Here is a 24,099-nt window from a genome sequence, read left to right as displayed (position 1 = left end):
TTACGCTTCGACATCGAGTTCGGCCGCTCGGAGTTGTTCGGCGGTCAGCACCCGGGTGCCGACCGGCTGTTTGACGAACTCGCCGGTCGATCGAACGACGACGTGGTCGAGGCCGCGCTGGGCGGCCACATCGAGCATCCGTTGGGTGAGTTCGCCATCGAAAACGAGGGCGAACGCCTCGTCGGCGGTTTCGAGCGTCGCAACGAGCTCCTCGGGGTCGACCTCCGCCAACAGCTCGAAGGATTCCGAGAGGAGCCTGGCGGTTCCAGTTCCCTCGCCGATGACTGCGCGCACGTGGCTCCGGAGGGTGGCGGGTGTGTCGCTTTCCGTGGCTGCCGTGGTGTCGTCGGTCGCCTCGGAATCGGCTGTTTCGGGACTGTCCGCTCCGTTCGTTGGCTCTATGTCGACTGTTTCGTCGGCTGTGGGCGTCGGCTCCGGATCGGCTGTGGATGGCGGTTCCGGTTCCGTTGTAGACATCTCGGCGTCGTCTCCGGATAGATCGTCCGAACTGGTCGGGATGACCTCGACCTCCGTCGGTGAGTCGGTCACCTCGGCATCGTTCGTTTCGGCGGTGTCCGTTGGGTCGGCCGCCGACCCCTCGTCGGCATCGCTCACGGCGAAATCGAGATCACTAGTTTCGATCAGTCCGGCGATGGTCTCTCGGATGTTCTGGGCGTCGCCGATCCGGTCGGCGGCGATCTTCTCCCGAAGCAGGCCGTGGATCTCCTTCCGCGAGAGGTCTTCGACCGACTGGTCGGCCGGGGCGAAGACGACGTAGTCGACGTCGCCGACCTGCAGCAACTCACGAAGGATGAGCTCGCCGCCACGGTCACCGTCGACGAACACGGTGACCGTCTTTTCGGCGGTCAGCGAGGCCACTGCCTCGGGGATGTTTGTCCCCTCGACGCCGATGGCGTTTTTAATGCCGTGTTTCAGCAGCTGGAGCACGTCGGCCCGCCCCTCGACGACGATGATTGCATCCGAGGAGGCGACGCTCGGCCCCGCCGGAAGTCCGGCATACTCGGTGATCTCCTCGACCTGGGCCGACTCCCGAACGTCGCTCAGTAGCTCCTCGCTGGAGATGGCGGTCTCGTCGAAGGCGGTCGCGAGGAGTTCCTTGGCACGGTCGACGACCGCCCGCCGTTTGGCCGCCCGCACGTCCTCGATGGAGGTGACCTCGATCGAGGCCCGACAGGGGCCGACCCGTTCGATCGTTTCCAGCGAGGCCCCGAGCACCGCCGTCTCGGCCTTATCGAGGCTGGTTGCGATCGTGAGCTCGCCGAACGACTGGCCGTTTTCGGAGCTGATCTCGACATCGATGCGGCCGACTTTCGAGGACTGCTGGAGGTCTCTGAGATCCAACTCGTCGCCCAGAAGCCCCTCGGTCTGGCCGAACACTGCGCCGACGACGTCGCTTCGCTCGACGACGCCCTCGGCGGCAATCCGGGCGTGAATAAGGTATTTGGCTGTATCGTCCATGATGTGTATCCCTCGGAAATCTGCTGATGACTGTAGATGCGGAGCCGATCCGCGACTGCTCTAACACGCTATATAAATACTGTGGTCCCAAATAGCTGTCGTCCATTCTCAACCGACACATTCCACCGGCAAGCGGTCAGTGGTGGGTTTTCCCGGCGATCCAGTCACCGGCCGCCTGCAGCGAGACCAGCGGCTCGGGGGGTGCGTCGTACTCGAAGACGATCCACTCCACGTCGGCGTCGGCCGCAACAGCCAGACAGCCGTCGAGATCCACATCCCCTTCGCCGAGGTCGACTGCAACCCCACCGCGCGGAGCAGTCAAGTCGAGCCGCACGTCCTTGAGATGGATCGCAGTCAGGCGGTCGGCATACCGATCGATCAGCGCGACCGGATCGGCATCGGCTGCGGCGGCCCACCCGACGTCGAGTTCGAGGCCGACGCCGGTTTCCGCTAAAAGTACGTCCAGGGCGAACAGTTCGCCGATCCTCTCGAACTCGGCGTCGTGGTTGTGGTAGGCCAGCCCGAACCCCTGTCGGTCGAGAGCCCCAGCCACGCTATCGATGGCCGCTGCCGCCCCGCGGATCGTTCCCTCCTGGAGCCGCTTTGGGTCGAGGGAGGGAATCACGACCGTCTCGACGCCGAGTTCACGGTAGGGCTCGACTGCACTTTCGACCCCTGATTCGAGCGTCGACAGCGGGATGTGAGCACTCGGCGCAGCCAGATCGAACCGAGCGAGCGTCGACCGAACCGGTCCGGGGTCGGTGCCGAGGCCCGCGAACTCGACGCCGTCGAACCCGGCCTCCGCGACGGCTTCGAGCTGGGCCGAAAGCGACAGCGGCGAGGCGTCGAATGTGTAGAGCTGGACAGCCGTTTGCATACTCGCGGCTTCGCGTCGGAGCCGATTATAGCTCCTGACCGGCCGAAGGAGCCGACTGTCGGACCGACGGAACTGTATTGAAGGGATAATCTCTTCAATAAGCCACTCCGGGGACGATTAGCAATATTTAGGTGTGTCTGTCGGCAATCCGCAGTAATGACAGCGCGTATCCGAACCCTGCTGTGGGTGGTGACGTTCTCCGTGATCGTCGGCCTCTCGGTGCCGTGGTTCCTGTGGGGCGATCCACGGACGGCCGCCGGGCTCCCGATCTGGCTGTGGTGGCACATCGGCTGGATGGGGCTCGCAAGCGTCGTGTTCTACCTGTTCACGCGTACTGACTGGGACCGCTATATGGGGGTAACCGATGGCTGAGCTGAGCCTCCAGCTGGGGATTGTCGTTGGCTACCTGGTGCTGGCGTTGGGGATCGGGCTGGTCGCCTACCGCGTGACCGAAAACGTCGCCGAGGATTACTACCTGGCCAACCGGTCGATCGGTACGCTCGTCTTGCTGTTTACGACCTTCGCCACGCTGCTGTCGGCCTTTACGTTCTTCGGGGGCCCGAACCTCGCCTACGCCCGGGGACCGGAGTGGATTCTCGTCATGGGCGTGATGGACGGGGTGTTGTTCGCCATCCTCTGGTATCTCATCGGCTACAAACAGTGGCTCATCGGCCAGCAGGAGGGGTACGTCACGCTCTCGGAGATGTTGGGCGATCGGTTCGGGTCGACTCGCCTTCGTGGGCTCGTCGCTGGTATCAGCCTCTTTTGGCTCTTCCCCTACGTGATGCTCCAGCAGATGGGCGCTGGCGAGGCACTCACCGGGCTCACTGGCGGGGCGATCCCCTACTGGGCCGGTGCAGCCCTTATTACGGCGTTTATGATCCTGTATGTCGTGATCGCCGGGATGCGCGGGGTCGCCTGGACCGATACGATCCAGGGGCTGTTCATGCTCTCGGTGGTCTGGATCGCCCTTGGCTGGGTGCTGTCGGCGGTCGGTGGGCCAAGTGGGGCGACCGCCGCGCTGGAGTCGAGCAACCCCGAGTTTCTCGCACTCGGCAGCGATTTCTACACGCCCGCCTATATCATCTCGACGGCGGTAGTGATCGCCTTCGGCGTCACGATGTTTCCGCAGATCAACCAGCGGTTCTTCGTCGCTGGCTCCGACCGTGTGCTCAAACGCTCGTTCGTTCTCTGGCCGGCGCTCGTGTTGCTGTTGTTCGTCCCGACGTTCCTGCTGGGGACCTGGGCTGCCGGACTCGGTATCGAAGTCCCGGAGGGGGCGAACGTCCTCCCAGTCCTCTTATCGGAGTACACGCCCGCTTGGTTCGCCGCGCTCGTGATCGCTGGCGCACTTGCAGCGATGATGTCGTCCTCCGATTCGATGCTCCTGTCGGGGTCGTCGTACTTCATCCGGGACCTCTACCGACCCTTCGTCGATCCGACGCTGAGCGAGTCCCGAGAGGCCTGGCTCGCCCGCGGCGGTGTGGCGGCCTTTGCGACCGCCACGTTCGTCGCCAGTCTGAGCCGCCCCGGCACGCTGATCGAGGTCGGCAACACGGCCTTCGGTGGGTTCGCCCAGTTGACACTCCCCGTGATGGTCGCACTCTACTGGCAGGGGACGACCCGAAACGGGATTCTCGCCGGAATCGTCGGCAGTCAACTGCTCTACCTCAGCCACGTGTTCGTCCCCGCGGTCCCGGTCGACCTCGCCGGAACGACCGTGTCGCTGTTCGCCAGAACCTACGGCGGCTGGGATGTCGCCCTGGCTGCGATGGCGCTGGGTGCGCTGCTCACCGTCGGCGTCTCGCTGCTGACGACGCCAGCGGGCGACGAGGACGACAGCCGGTTCGTGGTCGGGGCGGATTAGGCGGCGACTAACCGGTCAGTTCAAGCGGTTGTCGACGCTGACACTCACCGCGAGGGCCAACCATAGCTTTGTGATACGTAGCTGTAGCTATCCGCAACCACCTGATGATGAACCGACGGGCGTTTTTAAAAACGTGTGCCGTAAGTGGGCTGCTTCCGACAGGAGTTGCTGTCACAGGGTCTCGACCGACACGTGCGTCCTCGTCGTCCGGCACGGTGCCGATCGAGTGTGGTCAGTGTGTGGCGAACCAAGCGCAGTACGCCGACGGGTCGACACCGCCGTCTCCGCCGACCTACGAACCTGCGACGATGCGGGTCGACCGTGAGATCGTCCAGGAGATCACGGCTGGCCGAACGCTCGCCGGTGAACTACAGGGTCGGCTCGCCGACGTGACCGAACTCTCTTCTGCGATGGAGACCGCAAGCGGGCGGGTGAGCGTGAGCAGACAATCCACTGACGATGGTCTGCGACTGTTCGTCGACTGTCCGGCCCCGGTCGAGACCGACCGGGTCGAGGGAGCCATCGAGCGTATCGCCGACGAGCTCGACGCCGGGCGAATCGGGGAACGGCTCCTGGAGAGCGGGCGCGTCGAGGTGGAGGTTCGGACCCGACCGACAGAGCGACTGGAAGCCGACTGTCAGCACACCCTCGGCCGGTTTGCCGATGCCCGATACCGGAAACACGGGATCGCCATGGGGGCGGCAGTCAGAAGCGAGACGGTCGGCAAGATCGCCTCGACTGGGTTCCGCGGGCTCCGAAACGGGCGGGCCGTGATCGTCACGACTGCCCATACCTTCGAGGAAAAACAGGACCACGACCCCGCCGCGCTCCGCGGGATCGAACTGTATCAGTCCAGACAACCCCACACGATCGGTCGGTGTTATGCGGCCGGAGACACGGTCGACGTCGCCGCCGTCGCCGTTGAGACGGACAGCTACCCGAGCCGGTTTCTCGCCGATCCGGGCGGCAACAGCTACGACGACCGGCCGATCGTCGGGGCCGCGAGCTGGTCGGCGCTCGAAGCCGCCCACGCCGAGGGGCGGCCGATCTACAAACAGGGCGCAGTCTCGGGCCGGTGTGCGGGCCGGATCACCGAGCTCACGGAGGCCCCCGACGGCCACCGCGAGCTGGGCGTCGATACTCACAGCGCGGGCGGCGACTCCGGCGGGCCGTACTTCCTGGAGACCGACGAGGGGCTTCTCGTCGCCGGGATTCATAAGGGCGTCCGGTCGGAGAGCGGCCAACGGCGGGCGATCTTCGTCGGCTCGGTACTCGATACGCTCGACATCGACATCTACTGACAGCCTCGACAGCACTCTCTACTGCGACCGCCGCCGATCTCCAGAGGCACTCGACCGGGCGGCCGACGCCGATTGCTAATCCGCAGGATAAATGAACTAAGTTATGTACCACATTCTGTTCATACGTACTGTATGTTTGATCGTAGTGTCAGGATACCAGTTCTGACGGGGGGCGTAGCCGATGCATAACGTGCTGGTCGTCAATAGGGCCACTGGGATACTCACTGACGGGATGAACGCGTTCGTCGAGTTCCTGCCGACGCTCGCGACGACGCTACTGATCGTTGCGGTCGGGAGTGCAATCGCGATCGGGCTCGGCCGGTTCACGACACAGCTCGCCACCTACGCGAACCTCGATGCACGGGCGGCAAACACGCCGCTTGCTGCGCTGTTTAGCGGCCGACCACGTCTCGCGCTTATCGCAGGTACGGCCGTCAAAGCCTACGGAATACTGCTCGCCTTCCGCATGGCTACCGGATACGTCGGCCTCAGTGGGCTGAACACGTGGCTGAATGGGGTCGTCGGCTATCTCCCGCAGTTTTTCGGCGGACTGGCGATTATCGGGGCCGGGTTTTTCCTCGCGAACTACGCTGGAACCGTCGCCGAACGCTCCATGTCGGGGATGGTCCAGGCCGTTGTTTCGCCGGTTCTCAAGGGGCTGCTCTACTTCATGGTCGTCGTCGTGGGTGTCGACACCATGGGAATCAACGTCCAGATCGTCTACGTGATCGGCGAGACGTTCTCGACGGCCGTCGGCCTCGGGCTGGCGCTGGCCCTTGGGTTGGCGTTCGGCCTCGGCGGCAAGGAGTACGTCGCCGCCCACCTCCAGGAGTGGGCCGACGGTACCGGGTCGGCCGGTGGCGCTGGTGGGGCTGGTGGGACTGGTGGCGGTGTGTCCGGTGGTCCGAACGACGGGTGGGACGACACGACCGCCGACGGAATGACTGACGATGTGGATGGCGGTGACACAAGCGACACCGGAATAGATGACGACTGGGAGGAAGCTGACACAAGTGACACCGGAATGGATGACGACTGGGACGAGGGCGAAGACTGGGACGAAGGAGAGGATTGGGACGATGGTGAGGACTGGGATGACAACGCGGTCGAAGACCTCTCCGACGACTGGGAAGAGGACTTCTAACGCCGGTTAGGGACAGTCTACGTCCGCGAATGACTGTTAGTTCGGGTGCGAATGGAGCAAGTCACGGCGTCCGAGTCGGGTGCCGTCGAGCCGTTCGACCTGCCACCAGTCGGCGTAGCCGTCCTCGCCCGCATCGTCGTGGCGTAGTCCCACGGTGAACTCGTAGCGGCCTTATTGGGCAGTCACCACCACGCTGACGACGTTTGCCTCCTGGAGATCGAGTTCCCCCGTTCCATCGTCGTTTGGTCGGACCCGTCGGTCGGCTCGGCGTCCCCCATCGTCTCGCTACAGCCAGCCAGCGCGCCGACAGCGGCGGCTGCGAGACCTCCGAGAACGAAGGGGCCATAGTACCCCACAGAGCCGCCACGCGAAAAAGACACTGTTCTCATAGGTTCGACCCTACTGATCATACGTTTCCACGCCCAACAGAGGGTATGCATCTCTTCTGGCACCAGCGGGATCTCCGGATTCGGGGCGGGATCTCCGGATTCGGGACAACTGCGGGCTGGCCGCGGCCACGCATGCGGACACCACGCTTCCGGTGTATATTCTCGACCCCGAATGCCGCGAGCAGGTCGGTCCGCGCCAGTGGGCATTCTTTATAACCGGCATCCGACGGCTCAAACAGTGCTACCGCGGGCTCGGTTCGGACCTACTCGTTCGGGAGGGTGATCCCGCCGCCGAACTCGATGCGATCGCCGCCGAATACGACGCCGACCGGCTCTATTACAACCGGCACTACCGGCCCCGCCGACGTGATCGCCAACAGCAGGTCGATGACACCCCCCAACGGCGTCGGTGACCGACCTCGTGTTGGTCGACCCGGAAGGGTTGGAGCCCCGGTATCCGAGCCACAGTCAGTTCTACACCGACTGGCAGGCAATCGAGAAACCGACACCCGCGGCGGCACCGAGCAGCGATGCCCTCGCAGCGGTGACCGACGATGCCGAACTCCAGGAGGCGGTGGTCGATATCAACCTCCCCGAAGCGGGGTATCGTGCCGCGAGATCGCGGTACGACGAGTTTCTCGCCGATGGGATCGGGACGTACAACGACACACGGGATGATATGGCCGCCGCGGTCGACCGACCGGTCGGGGCGGTCTCGCGGCTCTCGCCTTATCTCGCCGCTGGAATGATCGGCATCCGCGAAGTGTGGGCCGACGCCACCCACCAGTACGAGACTGCCAGCAGCGACGCCGCACGGCAGAATATCGACAAATTCCGCTACGAACTCTCCTGGCGCGAACAGCACTACCACCTGCTGTACAACAACCCTGAACTCCCAACTGAGAACTACAAGACGGTCCCGAACCCCATCGCCTGGCGGAACGACCCCACGGAGTTCGAAGCGTGGCAACGCGGCGAGACGGGCTATCCACTGGTCGACGCCGGGATGCGCCAACTCGACCGGGAGGGCAATATCCACAACCGCCCGCGGCAGAACGTCGCCTCGTTTCTGACCAAGCACCTCCTGGTCGACTGGCGGAAGGGCGCGGCGTACTTCGCCGACAAACTGGTCGACCACGACCCGGCCAACAACAGCGCCAACTGGCAGTGGATCGCCTCGACCGGGACCGATACGGTCGACGTGCGTATCTTCGATCCGGTGGCCCAGATGGCGAAGTACGACGATAACGCGGTGTACGTGACGGAGTACGTTCCCGAACTGCGTGGAGTGGAGCCCGAGAAAATCGTCGACTGGCCGAACCTTTCAGCAGGGAAGCGTGAGGAGTTGGCTCCGGAGTACTCCGAGCCGATCGTCGACCGCGATAGGGCGTACGAACGCGCCCAGCGCGTGTTCGAGGAAGCCCTCGGGCGGCGATGAACCGGCGATCGACGGTACCTGATGCCGCCGACGAGGCGACTGGCAAGGACACCTAAGTGCCTCTCGGCCGTTCCGATAGATATGCTCGAACCGCTCCGCCAGCGAGCCCGATCCGAGTCCACAGAGCCCGACAGTAGCGAGCACCCGCCGTCGAGGCCAACTGCCCGGACGACCGCGTTTCGACTCGGTCGGCTGCTCTATGGTGGGCTCCTCGCGCAGATGGCACTCGATGGCCTCATGAACCTCAACGAGCGCGCCCAGTACGCCGAGGCGAAGGGTGTCCCACTGCCCGAACTGGCGACGAAAGGCTCCCACTGGCTCCTGCTTTTCGGTGGGGTCGGAATCACATTGTGGCGGGTTCCCAAACTCGCCGCAGTATCGGTGGTAACGTTTTTTCTCGGCGTCACGCCGATGATGCACGACTTCTGGGCGGTCGACGAGGAGCAAAAACAACAGGAGACGATCAACTTCGTGAAAAATTCGGCCCTGCTCGGCACCGCGCTGTTGGTGTTCGGGGTCGCACAATCGGAGGAAGAATCCACTTTTAAATAATGGTCGACGCTGGACGTACCGTGTTCAGAACTGGTCGACGAACGGTCGTGCCAGCCGGCGGAGCACGCTGGAGACGCCACCAGCGGCCAGTCGACCGACGCCGCTGGCACCCATCTTCCCTTCATCCAGCGCGTACCGTGGGTCGTCGGCGTCGGGGTCGACTGGATAGATGGTCCCATCTTCCCCGGCTATTTCGATTGCCTCACGGACCCGCGATTCGGTGAGATCGCAGTCGACAGCGAGTTCGCCGACCGTTTTCGGGCCCTCCCGAACGGAGTTCGCAATGAGTTGGGCGTGCTGTGAGAGCACCATTACATCGCTGGCGCTCGGCTCATCGTCCGGTTCGGGGGTGTGGAACCGTCGCCCGTCGAACCGCCGACCCTGGACGAAATCCGCACGGGCGTCCAGGAGCACCCACAGACTCCCTCCGAGAGCCAGGATCGGCACCCAGAGCCTGCGGGCAGCTGTGGGCTCCTGGAGTTCGCCCCAGAGCCAGAGACAACTCAGGGACAGCAGGACCCCACCCAAGCCGACTTTCACCCACCGCTCGTCGACAGCGGGATGGACTTCGAGGATGTCGATGGTTTCGGTGACCAACAGAGCCGTAAGTAACCCGAGAATGAGCGAGAGGTTTCGCGTGACGGCGTATATAAGGCCGAGCAGAACCGCCCATTTGAGCGCACTGACGGCGTCGACGCGCTGGCGGACCAGCGGGAGGATACTGCCGGGCATCTGTGCGTGGCAACAACCGCCGTCAAAATAAAAACGCCGGTGAGTACAATCGTGGTTCCAGGACGAAAACCGGTCGAAACGAGGGGTAGAAATGGGCTGGCGCGGATTCGAACAGGGCGAGACGTGCTCACTACGTTGCGTGCGACTCGCTGGCTCGAATCGTCGCGTGTTCCACACACCCGCAGTCGGAACGCCTCGTTGTCACTCGGCGTTCGGTGAGTGCGGGAGAAGTGGGCCGGCGCAGATTCGAACTGCGGTTACGGCCACCCGAAGGCCGAAGGATACCAAGCTACCCCACCGGCCCGCAGTCGACCAGACGCCGCCACCGATTTTAATGGTTGTGATCCGCCGATCAGTACGTCTCGTAGCCCGCGGTGTCGAGCCAGTTGTGAACAACCGTCATCGTCTGGTCGGCATGAAGGACCTCGGGGCCGACGCTGAACCGTCGCTCGGCGTTTTCGGCCAACAGTTCGGCCTCCGCGTCGGTGAAATCGTGGTGGTCCGACAGCACGAAGATCGGATCGGCGGGCGGCTCGGCCTCGGTCAGCGGCTCGCCGTCCTCGTGGAGTTCGACGACCGTGCCATCGCTGGCGACCGTTTCGAGCGTCGACGCGAACCCCATCCGATACAGTTCGACGCCCGGCGAGACCTCGGCGGGCTGGTGGCCGATCGCGTCGGCTGTCGATTCGAGCGCGCCCTGAATACGGGAGGCGACCGCCCGCTCGTTGGGATACAGTCGCTTGGCGGTCGCACCGTCGAACCGGATCGTGTACTCGTCGTTCAACACGAGATGGACGCGGCAGTCCTCACGGATGCCATGCGAGAGGAACAGCCCGGCGTTGACACACCGACACAGCACGTCGAGCCGACCGGCTCCGCCAGCGAGATCGGAGAGCGAAAAGTCGGGCGTGGTTGGGGCCTCGTGACCGAGAACGATGAACTGACGCATACCAGTCGGTCGTGGTGCGGTGGCTTATCGCCAGTGGTTTGTCGCCGAGATCGGGGTCACGTCGCTGTGGGCAGGTAGTAGTTGTCCTGGCGGTCCACGAGGTCTTTGGTCACTAGCGTCTCCAGGATCGGGAGCAGCGAGATGGTTTTCATCTCCAAGGACCGATTCAGTTCGTCGAGCGTCGACTCGCCGCTGACCTGGAGGTAGAGGTAGACGAGCTTCGTCCCGTCCGACGTGAGTTCTGGGGGAACCGACACCGATTCGGGTTCGGCTGGACCGTACGACTCCGTTGGGCTGGACTCTGTGTTACTCATAGTTGACTCCTGGACGCCGACGAGAGGTGGCTGTGCTGTCGCTCACGGCACGTGTGGGGGACACTCGGCACGGCCCGCCTCGCCGGACGCTTCATCTCGAAGGTCCACCCCCGATGTAATAGCTGTTATGTGGGGTACAGTTGGATGTCTTCCACAGTAGTCATACACCTAAAACAGCCTGCAGGAGACCGTATTCGAGACGAATCTATCAGTCAGCGTATTCGATTTGGCTGCTGGCTTCGAGCCTGTCGAGACAGTGGTTGATCGTCCGCGTCGTCTCATCGTCGGTGTGGGGGTAGACCCCGCGAAGTTCGTCGTCCTCGTAGACCGCCAGACAGAGACACGGCAGCGACAGGACGCGGTAGGTTTCGTCGGTGATCTCGCAGTTGACCTCCTCGACGTTGAACGCCGATTTCAGCGCGACCGACTCTTTGACGGCCCACTGCTGGAAGGCGGTGAAATGGTCGAACACCCGCTGGTAGTAGGTCGTCCCTTCCAGCGGCCCGGCGATCCGGATCGCTTTCGTCCAGACGTTGACCTCGTAGTCGTCGATCCGATCGTCGGCGTCGAGCCCCTCAAGCCGGTCTAACACCGCCTGCTTCTGTTTCTCACAGCCGAGTTCCGGGTCGGCCCGAACGAAGAGCCGGACCGTCCGGTGCTGCGTTTCGCTCCCGTTGATCATTGTTGGAGCGGTACGCCCAGCACGGATATATAATGCCGCAACGGTCTCAACGCCGATATTCAGTACGCTAAGGCGATTTCATCAGGAAGAAAAGACACTCACGACGCCGATGGCCGCGGGTGGCTTAGTCCGTGTCAGGGATCGGGTCGATCAACACAACGGCCTCGCCTTTGATGAGCTGTTTGTCCGACTCGTTGTGGACGTTGGTCGACAGGATGTATTTGTTGTCTTCGAGGTCGTCGACGACCTCGATGGTCGCGGTCAGCCGGTCGCCAATGTAGGCGGGCGCGAGGAAGGTCATATCCTGCGAGAGGTAGATCGTCAGGCCGGGGAGTCGTGCGAGCGCGGCACTGATCAGCCCGGAGACGAGGGTGCCGTGGGCGATCCGGTCGCCAAAACGGCTTTCCTCGGCGAACCCCTCTTCGAGATGGAGGCGATTGGTATCCCCCGATACGTCCGCGAAGGCGGCCACGTCCTCGTCGGTGAGCGTTTTGCTGAACGAGATCCGGTCGCCGACGGTGAGCACACCCTCCTCGGCGGCTTCCCGGTGGAGCTCCCACTCGGGCCGCGCGTAGGCGACCGACGGCCCGCCGCTCGTTCGCTCGGAGTCGGTAAGGCCGTAGGCCGCCAACGCCGCGCGGTTGACTTCGACGGCACTCTTGACGAGATGTCCTGTCGCACGGGCCCATGCATCGGCCATGTTGTACGGTACTGCCTCGATCCCCGCGGTTGATTCTTCACCATTCATAATTGATGATATTCGGAACTCAGTGGGTACCGTTCTTATCCGTTTCGGTCGCCACCCTTTCGTCGACTCCCGTCGTGGAGTCCGGTTACCGTACTCTACGTTGGTCCATCATTTACCATTTGTTGCCATCAGATGGTACGTGTTGGTATTTGGCGACAAGCACTAAGTAGGAGTCCGCCGAAGGTGTAGTCGAGATGACGAACGGCTCAGACGAGATGGCGTGGTCGCCGATGCAGTTCGCAGCACAGCTGCAGGAGGCTGGCCAAGAGATGACTTCCCAACAGATGCAGGCGTTCACCGAACTCATGTCGACAGGCACCGACAGCCCGTCGGGACTCGACCCGACGGGGCTGGCCTCCCTCGGCACGGGAATGGCGATGTTCAAGACGCGCGTCCAGAGCGGCGGTCGGATCAGCATTCCCGACACCGAACGCGAGGTGTTGGATATCGACGAAGGAGACATCGTCCAGGCGTTCGTCATTCCGATCGAGCAGCCCTCCAGTGATTCCAATGAGTAACACAGAACACAGTCCCCGCACGAACCCGATGGCATCGATGATCGCCCTCCAGCGACAGTCGCTCAAACAGGGCCAGCAGGTCCTCCAACAGAGCATGAACGCTCAGAAGCAGGCCCCGCGAATGTGGAAAGACGCGATCGACTCCCAGCGGTCGGTCCAGAAGACGGGCCTCGAAGCGAGCCGCAGCCTCGCCAAAGGGATGGTCGAGATGATGGAAGCCACCGTCCCGAGCGACCAGTCGCTGGTCGGCGAGGAAGACAGCGACGCCAGCGAGCAGCAACACGAGGCCTTCGAGAGCCTCCACCAGGCCGTCGAAGACCAGTTCGAGGCCGTAGACGAGATCAGCGACCAGACCTGGGAGGCGATCGAACAGCAGCTCGACGAGAGCACCGACAACTACGCCGAGTTCGTCGATCAGTCGACCTCGATGACCGAGGAGTCGGTAACGGCCGTCGTCGATTCGCTCGAAGAGGTCGAATCGGAGATGGGAGAAGGAATGCGGTTCGGCGTCGAGACGAGTAGCCCGATGGGGACGACCCGGATGGACACCGACATCGACGACGAAGAGACGGCCTAACCCCGCCCCCTCCGATGTCAGAAACCAACCAGTCGACAGCAGCCGGTGAACAGTGGAGCGAGTACGCCGAGGAGCTGAACCGATCGTTCGTCGAGGCCTTCGAGCAGAACATGCGGATGCAGACGGAGTTCCTGGATTCCTGGCGCGAATCGCTGGCCGAGGGCGACCTCGATGAGACGACCGTCGACGGCATGCAGGGAGCCAGCCGGGCCTACGAGGTCTGGATGGAGGCCGCCGACGCCCAGTACGAACTCGTCGGCGAGTCGCTCCGCGGCGAGGACGTCGACCTCGAGGAGTTCCGCGACGTCTGGCTCACCGCGGCCAACGACGCGTTCAAAGAAGTGATGGGAACGAGCGCCTTCGCCGCGGCCACGGGCCAGACGGTCGGCGAGATGCTTGAGGCGGGCGAGCAGCTCGACCAGCTCAATCGGGAGACGCTCGGCTCGCTGGGGTTCGCTACCGACGGCGACATCCAGGAGGTCGGCGAACGGCTGGTCGAACTCGAACGCCGACAGCACGCCGTCGAGCAGAAACTCGACCGGCTCGTCGAACTGGTCGAGGAGGCCAACACCGAGGAGCCATGAACCCCTTTAGCGCCGCCGTCGACACCCAGCAGCGCAGCCTTACGGCGACCGCGGAGTACCTCGAAAAACTCCCCACACTCGCCGAACAGGTCGAGCGCGTCTCCGACATCGAGGTCGGGCTGACGCCCAACGAGGTCGTCTACGAGGAGAACAAGCTCGAACTGCTCCACTACACCCCGGAGATGGCGGGGATCGACCCCGAGACGCGGCAGGACGTCCCGATCCTCATCGTCTATGCGCTGATCAACAAACCCTACATCCTGGATCTCCAGCCGGACCGCAGCGTCGTCCGGCGGCTCCTGGAAGCCGGTTTCGACGTGTACCTCATCGACTGGGGCGAACCATCCCGGCTGGATGCGAGCCTCACCTTGGAGGACTACGTCACCCGTTACACCGACAACTGCGTCGACGTGGTTCGGGAGCGGTCGGGCCAGGAGTCGATCAATCTGCTGGGCTACTGTATGGGCGGGACGATGGGCGTGATGTACGCCGCGTTGTTCCCCGAGAAAGTCCGGAACCTCGGACTGATGGCCGCCGGACTCTGTTTCGACGGCACCGGGGGTGTCCTGGAGCTCTGGGGCGAAGACGAGTACTACGACGCCCAGCAAGTGAGTGACACCTTCGGCAACGTCCCGGCGGAGTTCCTCGATATCGGCTTTGCGCTGATGGACCCCGTCTCGAACTACGTGAGCAAATATCTCCGGCTGTACGACAACGTCGAGGACGACGAGTTCGTCGAGAACTTCGCCCGGATGGAGCGGTGGCTCGACGAGGGGATCGATGTCGCGGGCGAGACCTACCGGGAGTTCATCGAGGACATCTATCAGGACAACAAACTCGCGCGCAACGAGTTTCATCTCGGCGAGGAACACGTCGACCTCGCCGCAATCGAGATGCCGATCGTCCAGGTCGTGGGCCACTACGACCACCTGATCCCGCCGGAGTCGAGTACCGAATTCAACGATCTGGTGCCGAGCGACGACGTGACCACCTTCGACGCACGGACCGGCCACATCGGGCTATCGGTGTCGTCGAGTTCCCACGACGAACTGTGGCCGTCGGTCGCCGACTGGTTCGCCGAGCGGTCCCAACCCGAAGCCGACGACGAGGCCGGACACGACGAAGCCGAGCATGACGAGACCAGACACGACAGCGAAGCAGCCGACGAGACGGCGTCGACTGGCAGTGACGCCGAGGTCCGTGAGGCTGAGCCGGAGGAAGCTACTGAGAAGCCGGAGACCGACGACGAACCGGCGGTTGGTGACGAAGCGCCCGAAGAGACACTCGATGAAGAACCGGAAGCGAGTGAGGAAGCGCCGACGGACGACGAAGACGAGACCAGTGAGTCGACGTTTTCGAGGGGTATCGGTGGCGATCAGTTGCAGTCGATCCGCGGTATCGGCCCCCACTACGCCGAACAGCTCCGGGGGGCGGGCATCGACAGCGTTGCGGCGCTCGTCGAGGCCGACGCCGAGGCGCTGTCCGAGCAGGTCACTCCCTCCGCCGAGCAGGTCCAGGAGTGGATCGACAACGCGACCGACCACCAGTCGGACTGATTCCGCAGGGATTTCTTTTGTAAACTGACTGTTTCGAATCGCGTACTATCGTCACTACTGTAACAAGACTTAATGGCGGATTCGACACACCAGTAGACAAGCGGCCAGCACGGTGTGTCCCCACTCCCTCCACCGATCGTCTGCAGTTCGACAGTCGCCACTGATCGTCTGCAGTCCGACAGTCCCAGAGCCGACGGCTTCCAAAGTCAATGGGCGTCTCTCACACCCGATGTTGCCGCCACCACCGCACTATGAACTTAGACTCCCAGACGTGCGTTGTGACCGGCTCCTCGCGCGGTATCGGCAAAGGAATTGCCACCGAACTCGGCGCTCACGGCGCGAACGTCGTCGTCAACTACCGGAGCTCCGAACGCGAGGCCTACGATGTCGTCGACGAAATCGAGGCCGACGGCGGCACCGCGATTGCCGTCCAGGCCGATGTCACCGAGGGCGAGGAGGTCGAGGCGATGGCCGACCGGGTACGCAACGCCTTCGGTCCCGCGGACGTGCTCGTCAACAACGCTGGCATTACGATCGACAAGAAGTTCGAAAACATGAGCCGTGAGGACTGGGACGCCGTGATGGATGTCAACCTCGGCGGCGTCTACAACTGTACCAACGCCTTCTTCGACGATCTCAAGGCCGCCGACGAGGGGCGACTCATTAACATCTCCAGCGTCGTCGGCCAGCAGGGCAACTACGGTCAGGCCAACTACGCGGCCACCAAAAGCGGGCTGTTCGGCTTCACCCGAACGGTCGCCCTCGAACTCGCCGACACCGGGACGACCGCCAACTGCGTCTCTCCCGGCTTCGTCAAAACCGATATGCTGGAGAAGGTCCCCGAGCGTGTCCAGGAGAAGATCCTCAACCGAATCCCTCTGGATCGGTTCGCCGATGTCGACGACGTCGCCTGCATCGTGCGGTTTCTCGCCAGCGAGGATTCGAGCTATATGACCGGCCAAGTGTTGGGCGTCAACGGCGGCATGGAGTGGTAATCTTACTTATAGGTGGCCGCCGAACCCCGAGCTAAGATGCCAACAGTGAGCGTCGACCTCGACGAGGAGCTGTTCGAGTGGCTCAGTCAGCGCGCCGACGGCGACAATACGTCGGTAGCCGCCGAACTCGCCGCACTCGCCGCGGAGGCCCGCTGCCGCGAGTCGGCCGACGAGCCCGCAACCGAACTCCCAGTGGGCGTCTACGAGGCCGACGACGGTACCACGGTCGTCGAACTCGGCGATCCCGCTGTCGACGAGACGGAACTCCCGGTGGGCGTCTACGACGAAGCCGACGCTGAAGACGAGTAGCCCGCCACCAGTCGCGCTAGCCCGCCCGGTAGATTCATGTGAATAGATCACATCCTCTGAAAAGGTATGTCACACGGGAGCACTGGTGGCGAGGGCACGCTCAGCACCGCCGACCGGCGTATTTTGCAGCATCTTGCCGCGTCGGGCGTGGATTATCCGGCGTTGATCGCCTCGAACACCGGGCTCCACGTCCCGCTTGTCGAGCGCCGCTGTGAGGCGCTCGAAGCCGCAGGCCTCATCGAACCGGTCACCGGTGAGGTGCTCTACCGCGTGACCGAACACGGTCGGCAGGTCGCCCGGTCGGAGTTTTGAACGGGCCCACGGTGGGGCACCTCAGTCAGTCAGCCCGTAGCCACGCTTGAAGAGGATGATATCGGCGGTGACCACGATTGCGGTCCCACCGGTCAACACCGCCAGCGAGATCAGCGGGTCGACCTCGGCGACGCCGAGGAAGCCGTAGCGGACCCCGTTGACCATGTAGACCATCGGATTCAGCAGAGAGATGTCACGGACCAGCGGCGTCAGGTCCTGGAGGGAGTAAAACACCGCCCCGAAGAACACCAGCGGCCGGAGCAGGAACTGGTTCATCATCGTCAGATCGTCGAAATCCTCGGCAACCAGCCCGCCGACGATGCCGAGGCTCGAAAACAGCAGCGTGATCACCAGCATGAACGCCACCAGGAACAGCGGCTGTTCGACAGGGACCGGCTGGTAGAGCCCGCCGATGATCAGGACCCCGAGGACGGCGATAAGCGTCCCGACGAGCACGCCCCGAAGCGCCGACGATAGCAGGTAGGCCCACACCATCTGGGCATAGGACAGCGGCGAGGTCAGCGTCTCGTCGATATACTCGTTCCAACGACCATGAAAGATCGAAAACGAGGCGTTCTCGAAGGCGTTCGAAACCGCCCCGAGCACCACGAGCCCCGGCAGGATGAACAGGATGTAGGGGACGCCGATGATCTCGCCGACGCGGCTGCCGAGGACGACCCCGAACACCGAGAAGTACAGCACGTTAGTGATAAACGGCGGAATGAACGTGTTTCGCGGCCGACGCACGTATCTGAGGATCTCACGTTTGACCAGCGTATAAAAGCCGGTCGGCACTCCTGCGGCCGCGGCTGCGCGATCGACGACGCTCATCGGTCGCCCTCCACCCGACGGCCGCCATCGGGAGCTACCGGCTGTTCTTGTTCACTTTCCGGGCCGGATTCGTCCTCGCCGACCGAGTCGTTCGCCCGCTCGGCGGGTGTCGCATCGCTCTCGTCGGTCCGGGTCATCTCAACGAAGATCTCTTCGAGGGAGGTCCGGGCGATTTCGAGATCCAGGATCTCCAATCCGGCCCGATCCAACTCGCGGACCAGCTCTGGGGCGACCAGTCCGCCCTCGCGGGCAGTGACTTCGAGCTGGTGGCCGTCAAGACTGACCGACTCCACGCGGTCGTCGCCAGCTAGCAATTCGGGCATCGTTGCCGGTGGGTCCCGGAGTTCGACGACGATCCGATCGGCCCCGCGGCCCTTGAGTTCCTCCGGGGTGGCGACCGCTCTCACCGACCCTGAGTCCAGGATGGCGACCTCGTCACAGAGGCGTTCGGCCTCCTCGATGTAGTGGGTCGTCAGCAGGATCGTCGTTCCCTGCTCGTTGAGTTCGGTGACCAGATCCCACAGGTCCCGCCGGAGTTGAACGTCGACACCGGCAGACGGCTCGTCGAGGATCAGCAGATCGGGATCAGTAATGAGAGCACGGGCCAGCAGGAACCGGCGTTTCATCCCGCCGGAAAGCCAGTCGAACCGGGTGTCCCGTTTGTCGTAGATGCCCACCTGTTTGAGCACTTCGTCGGCCCGCTCGCGGGCCTCGTCGGCCGGAATCCCGTGGTAGCCCGCCTTGTGTTCGAGCACCTCTCGAATCGGGAAAAAGCGGTCGACGTTGAACTCCTGTGGCGCGAGGCCGATCGCGTTGCGGGCGTCCTGATAGTCGGCTTCGACATCGTGGCCGAAGACGCGCGCGGTCCCGCCGGATTTCCGGACCAGCCCGACGAGGATGTTGATAAAGGTCGTCTTTCCCGCGCCGTTGGGACCGAGCAGGCCGAAGAAGCTCCCCTCGGGAACCGTCAGCGAGACACCGTCGAGGGCAGTCACGTCCTCGTACTCCTTTTTCAAGTCCTGGATTTCGAGGGCGGGCGTCGACTGGCTCATTCGTCGGCCCCCGTGGCAGCCTCGGAGCCCTCGGCCGTCACATCGGCCAGTTCTGTCGCCCGGTCTATCAGCTCGAAGATCGCCGAATCGGCGACTGCGTAGTAGGTCCACTTGCCCTCCTTGCGGGTCGAAACGAGCCCCGCGTCGGTCAGACAGCCGAGATGCGAAGCGACTGTCGACTGTGGGGCATCAACGGCCGCTTGGAGTTCACAGACACAGCACTCGCCGTCCCGAAGCGCCCACAGCAGGCGGAGCCGCAGGGGATTCGAGAGCGCCCCACACAGACAGCTCACCCGGTCGGCGACCGCAGCGTTGCCCGCCCGCTCGCGGAGGGTCGCCGCCTCCGCTTCGGGGTCGTCGTAGAGTCGAGACAGGGAGTCTGGCAGCTCACCCGTCGACACGGTAGAATCAGTCATATCGTACTCTATCGATATGAATCAGACACCTAAATACTGCGTGGTTAGCCCCTTTAGTGGCTGTGTGTACCACAGCCATGGCCTGTCAGGGCACCCCGCTACTCTAGGTGATGGTAGTCGAGTTCGTGCCGTTCGTCGAGGGCCTCCTGGACCGGCGCGCTGGGCGTGCCGACCGACCGTCGACGGATCGCCGGTCCCTGGGGGCCATCGGAGACGACGAGGTTCTCCCGGAACTGTTCGTCGGGCGCTGGGTAGTCGGCCCGGTAGTGAGCCCCGCGGGATTCGGTGCGTTCGAGAGCGGTCCGAACCGTCGATTCGGCGACCGCAAGCGAGAAGCCGAGATCGACGGCCAACTCGAAGGCGCGGCTCGTCCGGTCGCCCTCGATCCGGAGATCGCGAATCCGATTCCGGAGCGCCTGCAGTTCCGAAAGCGCCTGCCGGAGCCCCTCGTCGTCCCGGATGATCCCCGCGTCCTGCCAGAGGATCTCGCCAAGTTCGTCGAGTAGCTCCGCGGGAGTCGATCCGCCATCGGCGGCTTCGAGCCGGGCGAGCGCGGCGAACTCCCGCTCGGCACGGGCGCGCATCCGCAGCGAGAGGTCCGCCTCAGTGGTCGTGACGGCGTCGACGCCACCATCGTGTTGGTGGTCCTCGCCGCCGTCAGTCGTGATCCCGTGCTCCTGGACCGTCTCGGCGATGTGTTGGCCGACCGGTTTGGCGACCGCCACGGTTTCGGCCAGCGAGTTCCCGCCGAGTCGGTTTGCGCCGTGGACGCCTGCGGTCGTCTCACCGACAGCGTACAGCCCCTCAACGCCGGTTTCGCCCGTCTGTGGGTCGATGTCGACCCCGCCCATCGTGTAGTGGGCAGTGGGGGCGACCTCCATCGGCTCGCTGGTGATGTCCACTCCGAGGGAAGCGAATCGCTCGACCATACTCGGCAACCGTTCACGGATGTAGTCGTCCTCGCGGTGGGAGATATCGAGGTAGACGCCGCCGTTGGCGGTGCCTCTGCCCTCGCGGATCTCCTGGGTGATCGCGCGGGCGACCACGTCGCGGGCGTCGAGTTCCATCTGATCCGGCGAGTAGCGCTCCATGAACCGTTCGTCCTCACTGTTGTAGAGCCGCCCGCCCTCGCCCCGGACGGCCTCGGTGACGAGCCGACCGTCCCAGTCGTCGCCATAGCGATCGCCGACCATGCCGGTCGGGTGGAACTGGACGAACTCCATATCCAGGAGTTCTGCGCCTGCATCGAGTGCGAGCGCCGGGCCGTCGCCGTTGTTTTCCTCCTCGCGGGATGAGTGGCGGTTGTACATCGCGCTGGAGCCGCCCGCCGCAAGGACGACATGATCGGAGACGAAGACGAGGAAATCGCCGGTCTCCATGTCGAAACCGACCGCGCCCTCCATGCGATCGCCGTCCGACAGCAGGCGGGTGATCATCACGTTGTCGCGGTAGGGCACGCCGAGCGACTGGGCCCGGTCGACCAGTGTTTCAAGCATCGCCTCACCGGTCCGATCGCCCACGAAACACGTTCGCCGGAAGGACTGGGCTCCGAAGTACCGCTGCTGGATCGCCCCCTCGTCGGTTCTGGCGAACTCCATGCCCCACGCGTCGAGTTCGCGGATGCGGTCGGGCATCTCGCGGGCGACGAGTGCGACCGCCGCGGGATCATTTAAAAAGTGCCCCTCGCGGAGCGTGTCGGCGGCGTGGATCTCCCACCGATCTCCGGGGTCGCGGCTGCCAAGCGCGGCGTTGATTCCGCCCGCAGCCCACGTCGTATGCGCATCGCCGTAGTCACGCTTGCCGATCACGAGTGGTTCGACACCCTGTTGTTTGAGTTCGATCGCAACACGGGCACCCGCGGCCCCAGCTCCGATAACGAGGACTGGAACGTGGATCTCCTCGTAGTCGATATCTGTCGTGGTCGACTCGCCGGGGTCGGAAGCCGATGCGTCGCTGTAGATCGAACCGGTAGTATACTGGCTCATTGGAGGGTTGAAACGTCGGACCGTCTCGATTGTATATAACGGCGAGCACCGCTTGAAGGCTTCGCGCCGGGGGAGTAGTCGACAACTAACTACGTAGCAGGCATCCTGAGAAGTGCAATTCGTGTGTCGACCGGGCACGGAGAAACGCCGAAGGGCAAGACAGTTATCGCCGCCGTGGATTGATGGGGTAATGAGTATCCTTGCCGAGGCGCGGGCAGTCATTGCGGCTGGCCCGGTCTGTGACAGCTGTGTCGGCCGCGTCTTCGCCGACCGGAGTTTCGGCCTCTCGAACGACGAGCGGGGCCGCAGCCTTCGGACCGCCATTGCCCTCGACGACGACGAGCCCTACGAGTCGGTCGACCCCGAGGAGTGTTGGGTCTGTGAGGGCGAGTGCGGCCGGTTCTCCGAGTGGGCCGACCGCGCGGTCGAGGCCATCGGAGACCCCGAGTTTTCGACCTACCAGGTCGGCACCAAAACCCCGCCGCTGATCGAGGAGAACGACGAACTCCTCCGGATGGACGCCGGGCTCGATGTCGATCGCGGCGAGCTTTTTAAATCGAACTTCAACCGCGAGGTCGGCAAACGTATCGGCCAACGGACAGGGACCGACGTCGACTTCGGTCGACCGGACGTGCAGATCACCCTCGATATCGAAAACGACCGCGTCGATACCAAGATCAACTCGGCCTTTATATACGGACGCTACCGCAAACTGGAGCGAGATATTCCACAGACCGAGTGGCCCTGCCGGGAATGCCACGGCAGCGGCCGCAAGGGCAAACGCCCCTGCGACCACTGCGACGGCGAGGGGTATCTCTACCCCGAGAGCGTCGAACAGCTGACTGCGCCGGTCGTCATGGACGTGATGGACGGTACCGAGGCCACCTTCCACGGTGCGGGCCGGGAGGACGTCGACGCGCTCATGCTGGGGACGGGTCGCCCCTTCGTGATCGAAGTCGAGGAGCCCCACCGTCGGACGATCGACACCGAGCGCCTGGAGGGCGACATCAACGCCTTCGCCGAGGGCAAGGTCGAGGTCGAGGGGCTCCGGCTGGCCGACTACGAGATGGTCGAGCGCGTGAAGGGACTCGACGCCTCGAAAACCTACCGTGCGGCCGTCAAGTTCGACGCCGACGTAACGGACGAGGAGCTGCAGGCGGCGGTCGAAGAGCTCGACGGGGCGACTATCGAGCAGTACACGCCCGAGCGGGTCGACCACCGCCGGGCCGGACTCACCCGCGTCCGGGACGTCCTCGGAGCCAGCGCCGAACTCGACGATCCGCGCCACGCCACCGTCGAAATCCACGGTGAGGGCGGGCTCTACATCAAGGAACTCGTTTCGGGCGACAACGATCGCACCGAGCCGAGTCTTGCCGGACTCCTGGAGACCGAGGCGGTCGTCACCGATCTCGACGTGACCGCCGTCGAGGGCGTCGACGAGCCCTTCGAGCGCGAGGAGTACTTCCTGGACTGAATGTCCGGGTTCCAGATCGGCGTCGACGAGGCGGGCAAGGGCCCCGTCTTGGGGCCGATGATTGCGGCGGCGGTCCGCGCCGATCCGGCCGATCTGCCGGAGGGGATCGCCGACTCGAAACGGCTCACCCCGGCCAAACGGGAGTCGCTGGCCGACAGGCTGCAATCGATGGACGGGGTCGACATCGGTGTCGGCATCGTCTCGGTCCAGGAGATCGACGATCCCGAGACCGATATGAACGGGCTGACGGTCGCCGCACAGGTCCGGGCGATCGCGGCGGTCGCCGAAGGGAGCGAGGAGGCCATCGTCGACGCGGGCGACGTCTCCGAATCGCGGTTCGGTCGGCGGGTCACCGACGGCGTTGCTAGCGAGGGTATCGACATCGCGGTGACGGCTGAACACGGAGCCGACGAGAAGCACACACTGGCGGCGGCTGCCAGCATCGTCGCAAAAGTCGAACGAGACAGTCGAATGGACGCAGTCGGAGCCGACTACGACGACTGCGGCCCAGTCGGCAGCGGCTACCCCAGCGATCCGACCACCCGCGAGTTCCTGGCGAGCTACGTCGACCGACACGGCGAACTCCCGGCGTGTGCTCGCCAGTCGTGGTCGACCTGTGAGGACGTGTTGGCGGCGGCTGAGCAGGCCGCTCTCGGCGACTTTTAAGCAGTCCTACCGTGGCTCGTCAGTTTCGGTTGGCTGCTCCGGCCCAGTCGATCGATCCGTCTCGACCGAGTGGTCGGTGTCGGTTGGTTTTTCGGTTGGTTTCGGGAGTCGGCTGATCGTGGCGAAGCCGACGAGCATGGCCGCGATCCCCAGAATCGCAAACAGGGAGGCTGACTCACCCGTATTGGTTCCGGCCGCCAACAGCAGCGTTAGTGCGCCGACAGCGACGGCACAGACCCCGAAGACGGCCCGCGAGAGGGCTGACAGTAGCTGTCCGACCGCCCGCCGAACGCCGCGCGTGGCAGCGTCGTCCGTTCGTGAGTCGGATGCCATCTGTCCTTCGTTTGCTTAC

The 24,099-nt window shown here is 63.9% G+C and carries 27 protein-coding genes, 1 tRNA gene and 1 pseudogene; 15 read left to right on the top strand and 14 right to left on the bottom strand.

From position 1 onward, the window contains the following. Entirely contained in the window at positions 1–1,479 is a 1,479-nt protein-coding gene (gene dnaG, locus NO877_RS12040) for a DNA primase DnaG (RefSeq protein ID WP_256396585.1), read from the bottom strand. Between the two features lie 136 nt (positions 1,480–1,615). Further along, a complete protein-coding gene (locus NO877_RS12035) occupies positions 1,616–2,356 on the bottom strand; it encodes a sugar phosphate isomerase/epimerase family protein (protein ID WP_256396584.1) in 741 nt (246 codons plus the stop codon). A 156-nt stretch (positions 2,357–2,512) separates the two neighbouring features. Between NO877_RS12035 and NO877_RS12030 the strand changes: the two genes are divergently transcribed. The 4 genes from NO877_RS12030 (at position 2,513) to NO877_RS12015 (ending at position 6,668) form a co-directional block, all read left to right on the top strand. Further along, on the top strand, positions 2,513–2,728 hold the full coding sequence (locus tag NO877_RS12030) for a DUF3311 domain-containing protein (RefSeq protein WP_256396583.1): 216 nt from the start codon (positions 2,513–2,515) through the stop codon (positions 2,726–2,728). Further along, positions 2,721–4,223: a sodium:solute symporter family protein gene (locus NO877_RS12025; RefSeq protein ID WP_256396582.1), complete on the top strand. Its 1,503-nt coding sequence runs from the start codon at positions 2,721–2,723 to the stop codon at positions 4,221–4,223. Before NO877_RS12030 ends, NO877_RS12025 begins: the two co-directional genes overlap by 8 nt. Positions 4,224–4,462: 239 nt before the next feature. Beyond that, the gene (locus NO877_RS12020; protein WP_256396581.1) at positions 4,463–5,524 is read left to right on the top strand and encodes a trypsin-like serine peptidase; all 1,062 of its coding nucleotides are present in this window, start codon (positions 4,463–4,465) and stop codon (positions 5,522–5,524) included. A 181-nt stretch (positions 5,525–5,705) separates the two neighbouring features. Continuing rightward, entirely contained in the window at positions 5,706–6,668 is a 963-nt protein-coding gene (locus NO877_RS12015; RefSeq protein ID WP_256396580.1) for a mechanosensitive ion channel family protein, read from the top strand. 182 nt (positions 6,669–6,850) lie between these two features. On the opposite strand, the gene NO877_RS12010 is transcribed toward NO877_RS12015, so the two are convergent. Beyond that, positions 6,851–7,024: a hypothetical protein gene (locus NO877_RS12010; protein ID WP_256396579.1), complete on the bottom strand. Its 174-nt coding sequence runs from the start codon at positions 7,022–7,024 to the stop codon at positions 6,851–6,853. Positions 7,025–7,102: 78 nt separating this feature from the next. Between NO877_RS12010 and NO877_RS12000 the strand changes: the two are divergent. Together NO877_RS12000 and NO877_RS11995 are read left to right on the top strand one after the other, a co-directional pair. After that, a pseudogene (locus NO877_RS12000) lies at positions 7,103–8,495 on the top strand (cryptochrome/photolyase family protein). Positions 8,496–8,576: 81 nt separating this feature from the next. Next, positions 8,577–9,047 carry a DoxX family protein gene (locus tag NO877_RS11995; RefSeq protein WP_256396577.1) on the top strand — a complete coding sequence of 157 codons (471 nt, stop codon included), beginning with the start codon at positions 8,577–8,579 and terminating at the stop codon, positions 9,045–9,047. Between the two features lie 24 nt (positions 9,048–9,071). Here NO877_RS11995 and NO877_RS11990 read toward each other — a convergent pair whose 3' ends face one another. From NO877_RS11990 to NO877_RS11965, 6 genes are all read right to left on the bottom strand, one after another. Continuing rightward, positions 9,072–9,779 (bottom strand): hypothetical protein, encoded by a 708-nt coding sequence (locus tag NO877_RS11990; RefSeq protein ID WP_256396576.1) that lies wholly within the window; start codon positions 9,777–9,779, stop codon positions 9,072–9,074. A gap of 231 nt (positions 9,780–10,010) precedes the next feature. Beyond that, positions 10,011–10,083 (bottom strand) — tRNA-Pro (locus NO877_RS11985). A 48-nt stretch (positions 10,084–10,131) separates the two neighbouring features. After that, a complete protein-coding gene (gene trmY, locus NO877_RS11980) occupies positions 10,132–10,728 on the bottom strand; it encodes a tRNA (pseudouridine(54)-N(1))-methyltransferase TrmY (protein WP_256396575.1) in 597 nt (198 codons plus the stop codon). Between the two features lie 56 nt (positions 10,729–10,784). Then, the gene (locus tag NO877_RS11975; protein WP_256396574.1) at positions 10,785–11,042 is read right to left on the bottom strand and encodes a TrmB family transcriptional regulator; all 258 of its coding nucleotides are present in this window, start codon (positions 11,040–11,042) and stop codon (positions 10,785–10,787) included. Positions 11,043–11,250: 208 nt separating this feature from the next. Beyond that, on the bottom strand, positions 11,251–11,724 hold the full coding sequence (locus tag NO877_RS11970) for an HTH domain-containing protein (protein WP_256396573.1): 474 nt from the start codon (positions 11,722–11,724) through the stop codon (positions 11,251–11,253). A 124-nt stretch (positions 11,725–11,848) separates the two neighbouring features. Further along, positions 11,849–12,472, bottom strand: coding sequence for a MaoC family dehydratase (locus NO877_RS11965; protein WP_256396572.1), 624 nt, complete (start codon positions 12,470–12,472; stop codon positions 11,849–11,851). 194 nt (positions 12,473–12,666) lie between these two features. Between NO877_RS11965 and NO877_RS11960 the strand changes: the two genes are divergently transcribed. From NO877_RS11960 to NO877_RS11925, 7 genes are all read left to right on the top strand, one after another. Next, a complete protein-coding gene (locus NO877_RS11960) occupies positions 12,667–12,990 on the top strand; it encodes an AbrB/MazE/SpoVT family DNA-binding domain-containing protein (RefSeq protein ID WP_256396571.1) in 324 nt (107 codons plus the stop codon). Beyond that, complete coding sequence (locus NO877_RS11955) at positions 12,983–13,567, top strand: hypothetical protein (RefSeq protein ID WP_256396570.1); 585 nt, start codon at positions 12,983–12,985, stop codon at positions 13,565–13,567. The genes NO877_RS11960 and NO877_RS11955 overlap by 8 nt, the downstream gene beginning before the upstream one ends. A gap of 14 nt (positions 13,568–13,581) precedes the next feature. After that, positions 13,582–14,151 carry a poly(R)-hydroxyalkanoic acid synthase subunit gene (locus tag NO877_RS11950; RefSeq protein ID WP_256396569.1) on the top strand — a complete coding sequence of 190 codons (570 nt, stop codon included), beginning with the start codon at positions 13,582–13,584 and terminating at the stop codon, positions 14,149–14,151. Then, positions 14,148–15,707, top strand: a complete 1,560-nt coding sequence (gene phaC, locus NO877_RS11945) for a class III poly(R)-hydroxyalkanoic acid synthase subunit PhaC (RefSeq protein ID WP_303646952.1) — start codon at positions 14,148–14,150, stop codon at positions 15,705–15,707. The genes NO877_RS11950 and phaC overlap by 4 nt, the downstream gene beginning before the upstream one ends. Before the next feature lie 251 nt (positions 15,708–15,958). Further along, positions 15,959–16,702: a beta-ketoacyl-ACP reductase gene (locus NO877_RS11935; RefSeq protein ID WP_256396568.1), complete on the top strand. Its 744-nt coding sequence runs from the start codon at positions 15,959–15,961 to the stop codon at positions 16,700–16,702. A 36-nt stretch (positions 16,703–16,738) separates the two neighbouring features. After that, the gene (locus tag NO877_RS11930) at positions 16,739–17,011 is read left to right on the top strand and encodes a hypothetical protein (RefSeq protein ID WP_256396567.1); all 273 of its coding nucleotides are present in this window, start codon (positions 16,739–16,741) and stop codon (positions 17,009–17,011) included. A 66-nt stretch (positions 17,012–17,077) separates the two neighbouring features. Continuing rightward, positions 17,078–17,323, top strand: coding sequence for a DUF2250 domain-containing protein (locus tag NO877_RS11925; protein WP_256396566.1), 246 nt, complete (start codon positions 17,078–17,080; stop codon positions 17,321–17,323). 21 nt (positions 17,324–17,344) lie between these two features. On the opposite strand, the gene NO877_RS11920 is transcribed toward NO877_RS11925, so the two are convergent. The 4 genes from NO877_RS11920 to NO877_RS11905 form a co-directional block, all read right to left on the bottom strand. Then, positions 17,345–18,154 (bottom strand): ABC transporter permease, encoded by an 810-nt coding sequence (locus NO877_RS11920; RefSeq protein WP_256396565.1) that lies wholly within the window; start codon positions 18,152–18,154, stop codon positions 17,345–17,347. After that, the gene (locus tag NO877_RS11915; RefSeq protein ID WP_256396564.1) at positions 18,151–19,206 is read right to left on the bottom strand and encodes an ABC transporter ATP-binding protein; all 1,056 of its coding nucleotides are present in this window, start codon (positions 19,204–19,206) and stop codon (positions 18,151–18,153) included. The genes NO877_RS11920 and NO877_RS11915 overlap by 4 nt, the downstream gene beginning before the upstream one ends. Continuing rightward, positions 19,203–19,622 carry an ArsR/SmtB family transcription factor gene (locus NO877_RS11910; protein ID WP_256396563.1) on the bottom strand — a complete coding sequence of 140 codons (420 nt, stop codon included), beginning with the start codon at positions 19,620–19,622 and terminating at the stop codon, positions 19,203–19,205. The genes NO877_RS11915 and NO877_RS11910 overlap by 4 nt, the downstream gene beginning before the upstream one ends. 98 nt (positions 19,623–19,720) lie before the next feature. After that, positions 19,721–21,607, bottom strand: coding sequence for an L-aspartate oxidase (locus NO877_RS11905; RefSeq protein ID WP_256396562.1), 1,887 nt, complete (start codon positions 21,605–21,607; stop codon positions 19,721–19,723). Positions 21,608–21,797: 190 nt separating this feature from the next. On the opposite strand from NO877_RS11905, the gene NO877_RS11900 reads away from it, so the two are divergent. Then, positions 21,798–23,081, top strand: coding sequence for a tRNA pseudouridine(54/55) synthase Pus10 (locus NO877_RS11900; RefSeq protein WP_256396561.1), 1,284 nt, complete (start codon positions 21,798–21,800; stop codon positions 23,079–23,081). Continuing rightward, on the top strand, positions 23,082–23,747 hold the full coding sequence (rnhB, locus tag NO877_RS11895) for a ribonuclease HII (protein ID WP_256396560.1): 666 nt from the start codon (positions 23,082–23,084) through the stop codon (positions 23,745–23,747). It abuts the gene before it with no gap. Between the two features lie 6 nt (positions 23,748–23,753). Here rnhB and NO877_RS11890 read toward each other — a convergent pair whose 3' ends face one another. Further along, positions 23,754–24,080: a hypothetical protein gene (locus NO877_RS11890; protein ID WP_256396559.1), complete on the bottom strand. Its 327-nt coding sequence runs from the start codon at positions 24,078–24,080 to the stop codon at positions 23,754–23,756. Positions 24,081–24,099: the final 19 nt, after the last annotated feature.

Origin of the sequence: Halohasta litorea (assembly GCF_024494645.1) — an archaeon.
Lineage (GTDB): Archaea > Halobacteriota > Halobacteria > Halobacteriales > Haloferacaceae > Halohasta > Halohasta litorea.
The sequence above is the reverse complement of the archived record's forward strand: the minus strand, read 5'-3'. Positions and strand labels throughout refer to the sequence as shown.

Excerpts from the sequence above, each read along its gene's own strand:
- NO877_RS11900 (WP_256396561.1), top strand. The coding sequence starts at position 21,798 with ATGAGTATCCTTGCCGAGGCGCGGGCAGTCATTGCGGCTGGCCCGGTC.
- NO877_RS11910 (WP_256396563.1), bottom strand. The coding sequence starts at position 19,622 with ATGACTGATTCTACCGTGTCGACGGGTGAGCTGCCAGACTCCCTGTCT.
- NO877_RS11930 (WP_256396567.1), top strand. The coding sequence starts at position 16,739 with ATGCCAACAGTGAGCGTCGACCTCGACGAGGAGCTGTTCGAGTGGCTC.
- NO877_RS12030 (WP_256396583.1), top strand. The coding sequence starts at position 2,513 with ATGACAGCGCGTATCCGAACCCTGCTGTGGGTGGTGACGTTCTCCGTG.
- NO877_RS11960 (WP_256396571.1), top strand. The coding sequence starts at position 12,667 with ATGACGAACGGCTCAGACGAGATGGCGTGGTCGCCGATGCAGTTCGCA.
- NO877_RS11890 (WP_256396559.1), bottom strand. The coding sequence starts at position 24,080 with ATGGCATCCGACTCACGAACGGACGACGCTGCCACGCGCGGCGTTCGG.
- NO877_RS11920 (WP_256396565.1), bottom strand. The coding sequence starts at position 18,154 with ATGAGCGTCGTCGATCGCGCAGCCGCGGCCGCAGGAGTGCCGACCGGC.
- phaC (WP_303646952.1), top strand. The coding sequence starts at position 14,148 with ATGAACCCCTTTAGCGCCGCCGTCGACACCCAGCAGCGCAGCCTTACG.
- NO877_RS11975 (WP_256396574.1), bottom strand. The coding sequence starts at position 11,042 with ATGAGTAACACAGAGTCCAGCCCAACGGAGTCGTACGGTCCAGCCGAA.
- NO877_RS11955 (WP_256396570.1), top strand. The coding sequence starts at position 12,983 with ATGAGTAACACAGAACACAGTCCCCGCACGAACCCGATGGCATCGATG.
- NO877_RS11970 (WP_256396573.1), bottom strand. The coding sequence starts at position 11,724 with ATGATCAACGGGAGCGAAACGCAGCACCGGACGGTCCGGCTCTTCGTT.
- dnaG (WP_256396585.1), bottom strand. The coding sequence starts at position 1,479 with ATGGACGATACAGCCAAATACCTTATTCACGCCCGGATTGCCGCCGAG.
- trmY (WP_256396575.1), bottom strand. The coding sequence starts at position 10,728 with ATGCGTCAGTTCATCGTTCTCGGTCACGAGGCCCCAACCACGCCCGAC.
- rnhB (WP_256396560.1), top strand. The coding sequence starts at position 23,082 with ATGTCCGGGTTCCAGATCGGCGTCGACGAGGCGGGCAAGGGCCCCGTC.
- NO877_RS11915 (WP_256396564.1), bottom strand. The coding sequence starts at position 19,206 with ATGAGCCAGTCGACGCCCGCCCTCGAAATCCAGGACTTGAAAAAGGAG.
- NO877_RS11965 (WP_256396572.1), bottom strand. The coding sequence starts at position 12,472 with ATGAATGGTGAAGAATCAACCGCGGGGATCGAGGCAGTACCGTACAAC.
- NO877_RS12025 (WP_256396582.1), top strand. The coding sequence starts at position 2,721 with ATGGCTGAGCTGAGCCTCCAGCTGGGGATTGTCGTTGGCTACCTGGTG.
- NO877_RS11990 (WP_256396576.1), bottom strand. The coding sequence starts at position 9,779 with ATGCCCGGCAGTATCCTCCCGCTGGTCCGCCAGCGCGTCGACGCCGTC.
- NO877_RS12035 (WP_256396584.1), bottom strand. The coding sequence starts at position 2,356 with ATGCAAACGGCTGTCCAGCTCTACACATTCGACGCCTCGCCGCTGTCG.
- NO877_RS11925 (WP_256396566.1), top strand. The coding sequence starts at position 17,078 with ATGTCACACGGGAGCACTGGTGGCGAGGGCACGCTCAGCACCGCCGAC.
- NO877_RS11950 (WP_256396569.1), top strand. The coding sequence starts at position 13,582 with ATGTCAGAAACCAACCAGTCGACAGCAGCCGGTGAACAGTGGAGCGAG.
- NO877_RS11935 (WP_256396568.1), top strand. The coding sequence starts at position 15,959 with ATGAACTTAGACTCCCAGACGTGCGTTGTGACCGGCTCCTCGCGCGGT.
- NO877_RS11995 (WP_256396577.1), top strand. The coding sequence starts at position 8,577 with ATGCTCGAACCGCTCCGCCAGCGAGCCCGATCCGAGTCCACAGAGCCC.
- NO877_RS12015 (WP_256396580.1), top strand. The coding sequence starts at position 5,706 with ATGCATAACGTGCTGGTCGTCAATAGGGCCACTGGGATACTCACTGAC.
- NO877_RS11905 (WP_256396562.1), bottom strand. The coding sequence starts at position 21,607 with ATGAGCCAGTATACTACCGGTTCGATCTACAGCGACGCATCGGCTTCC.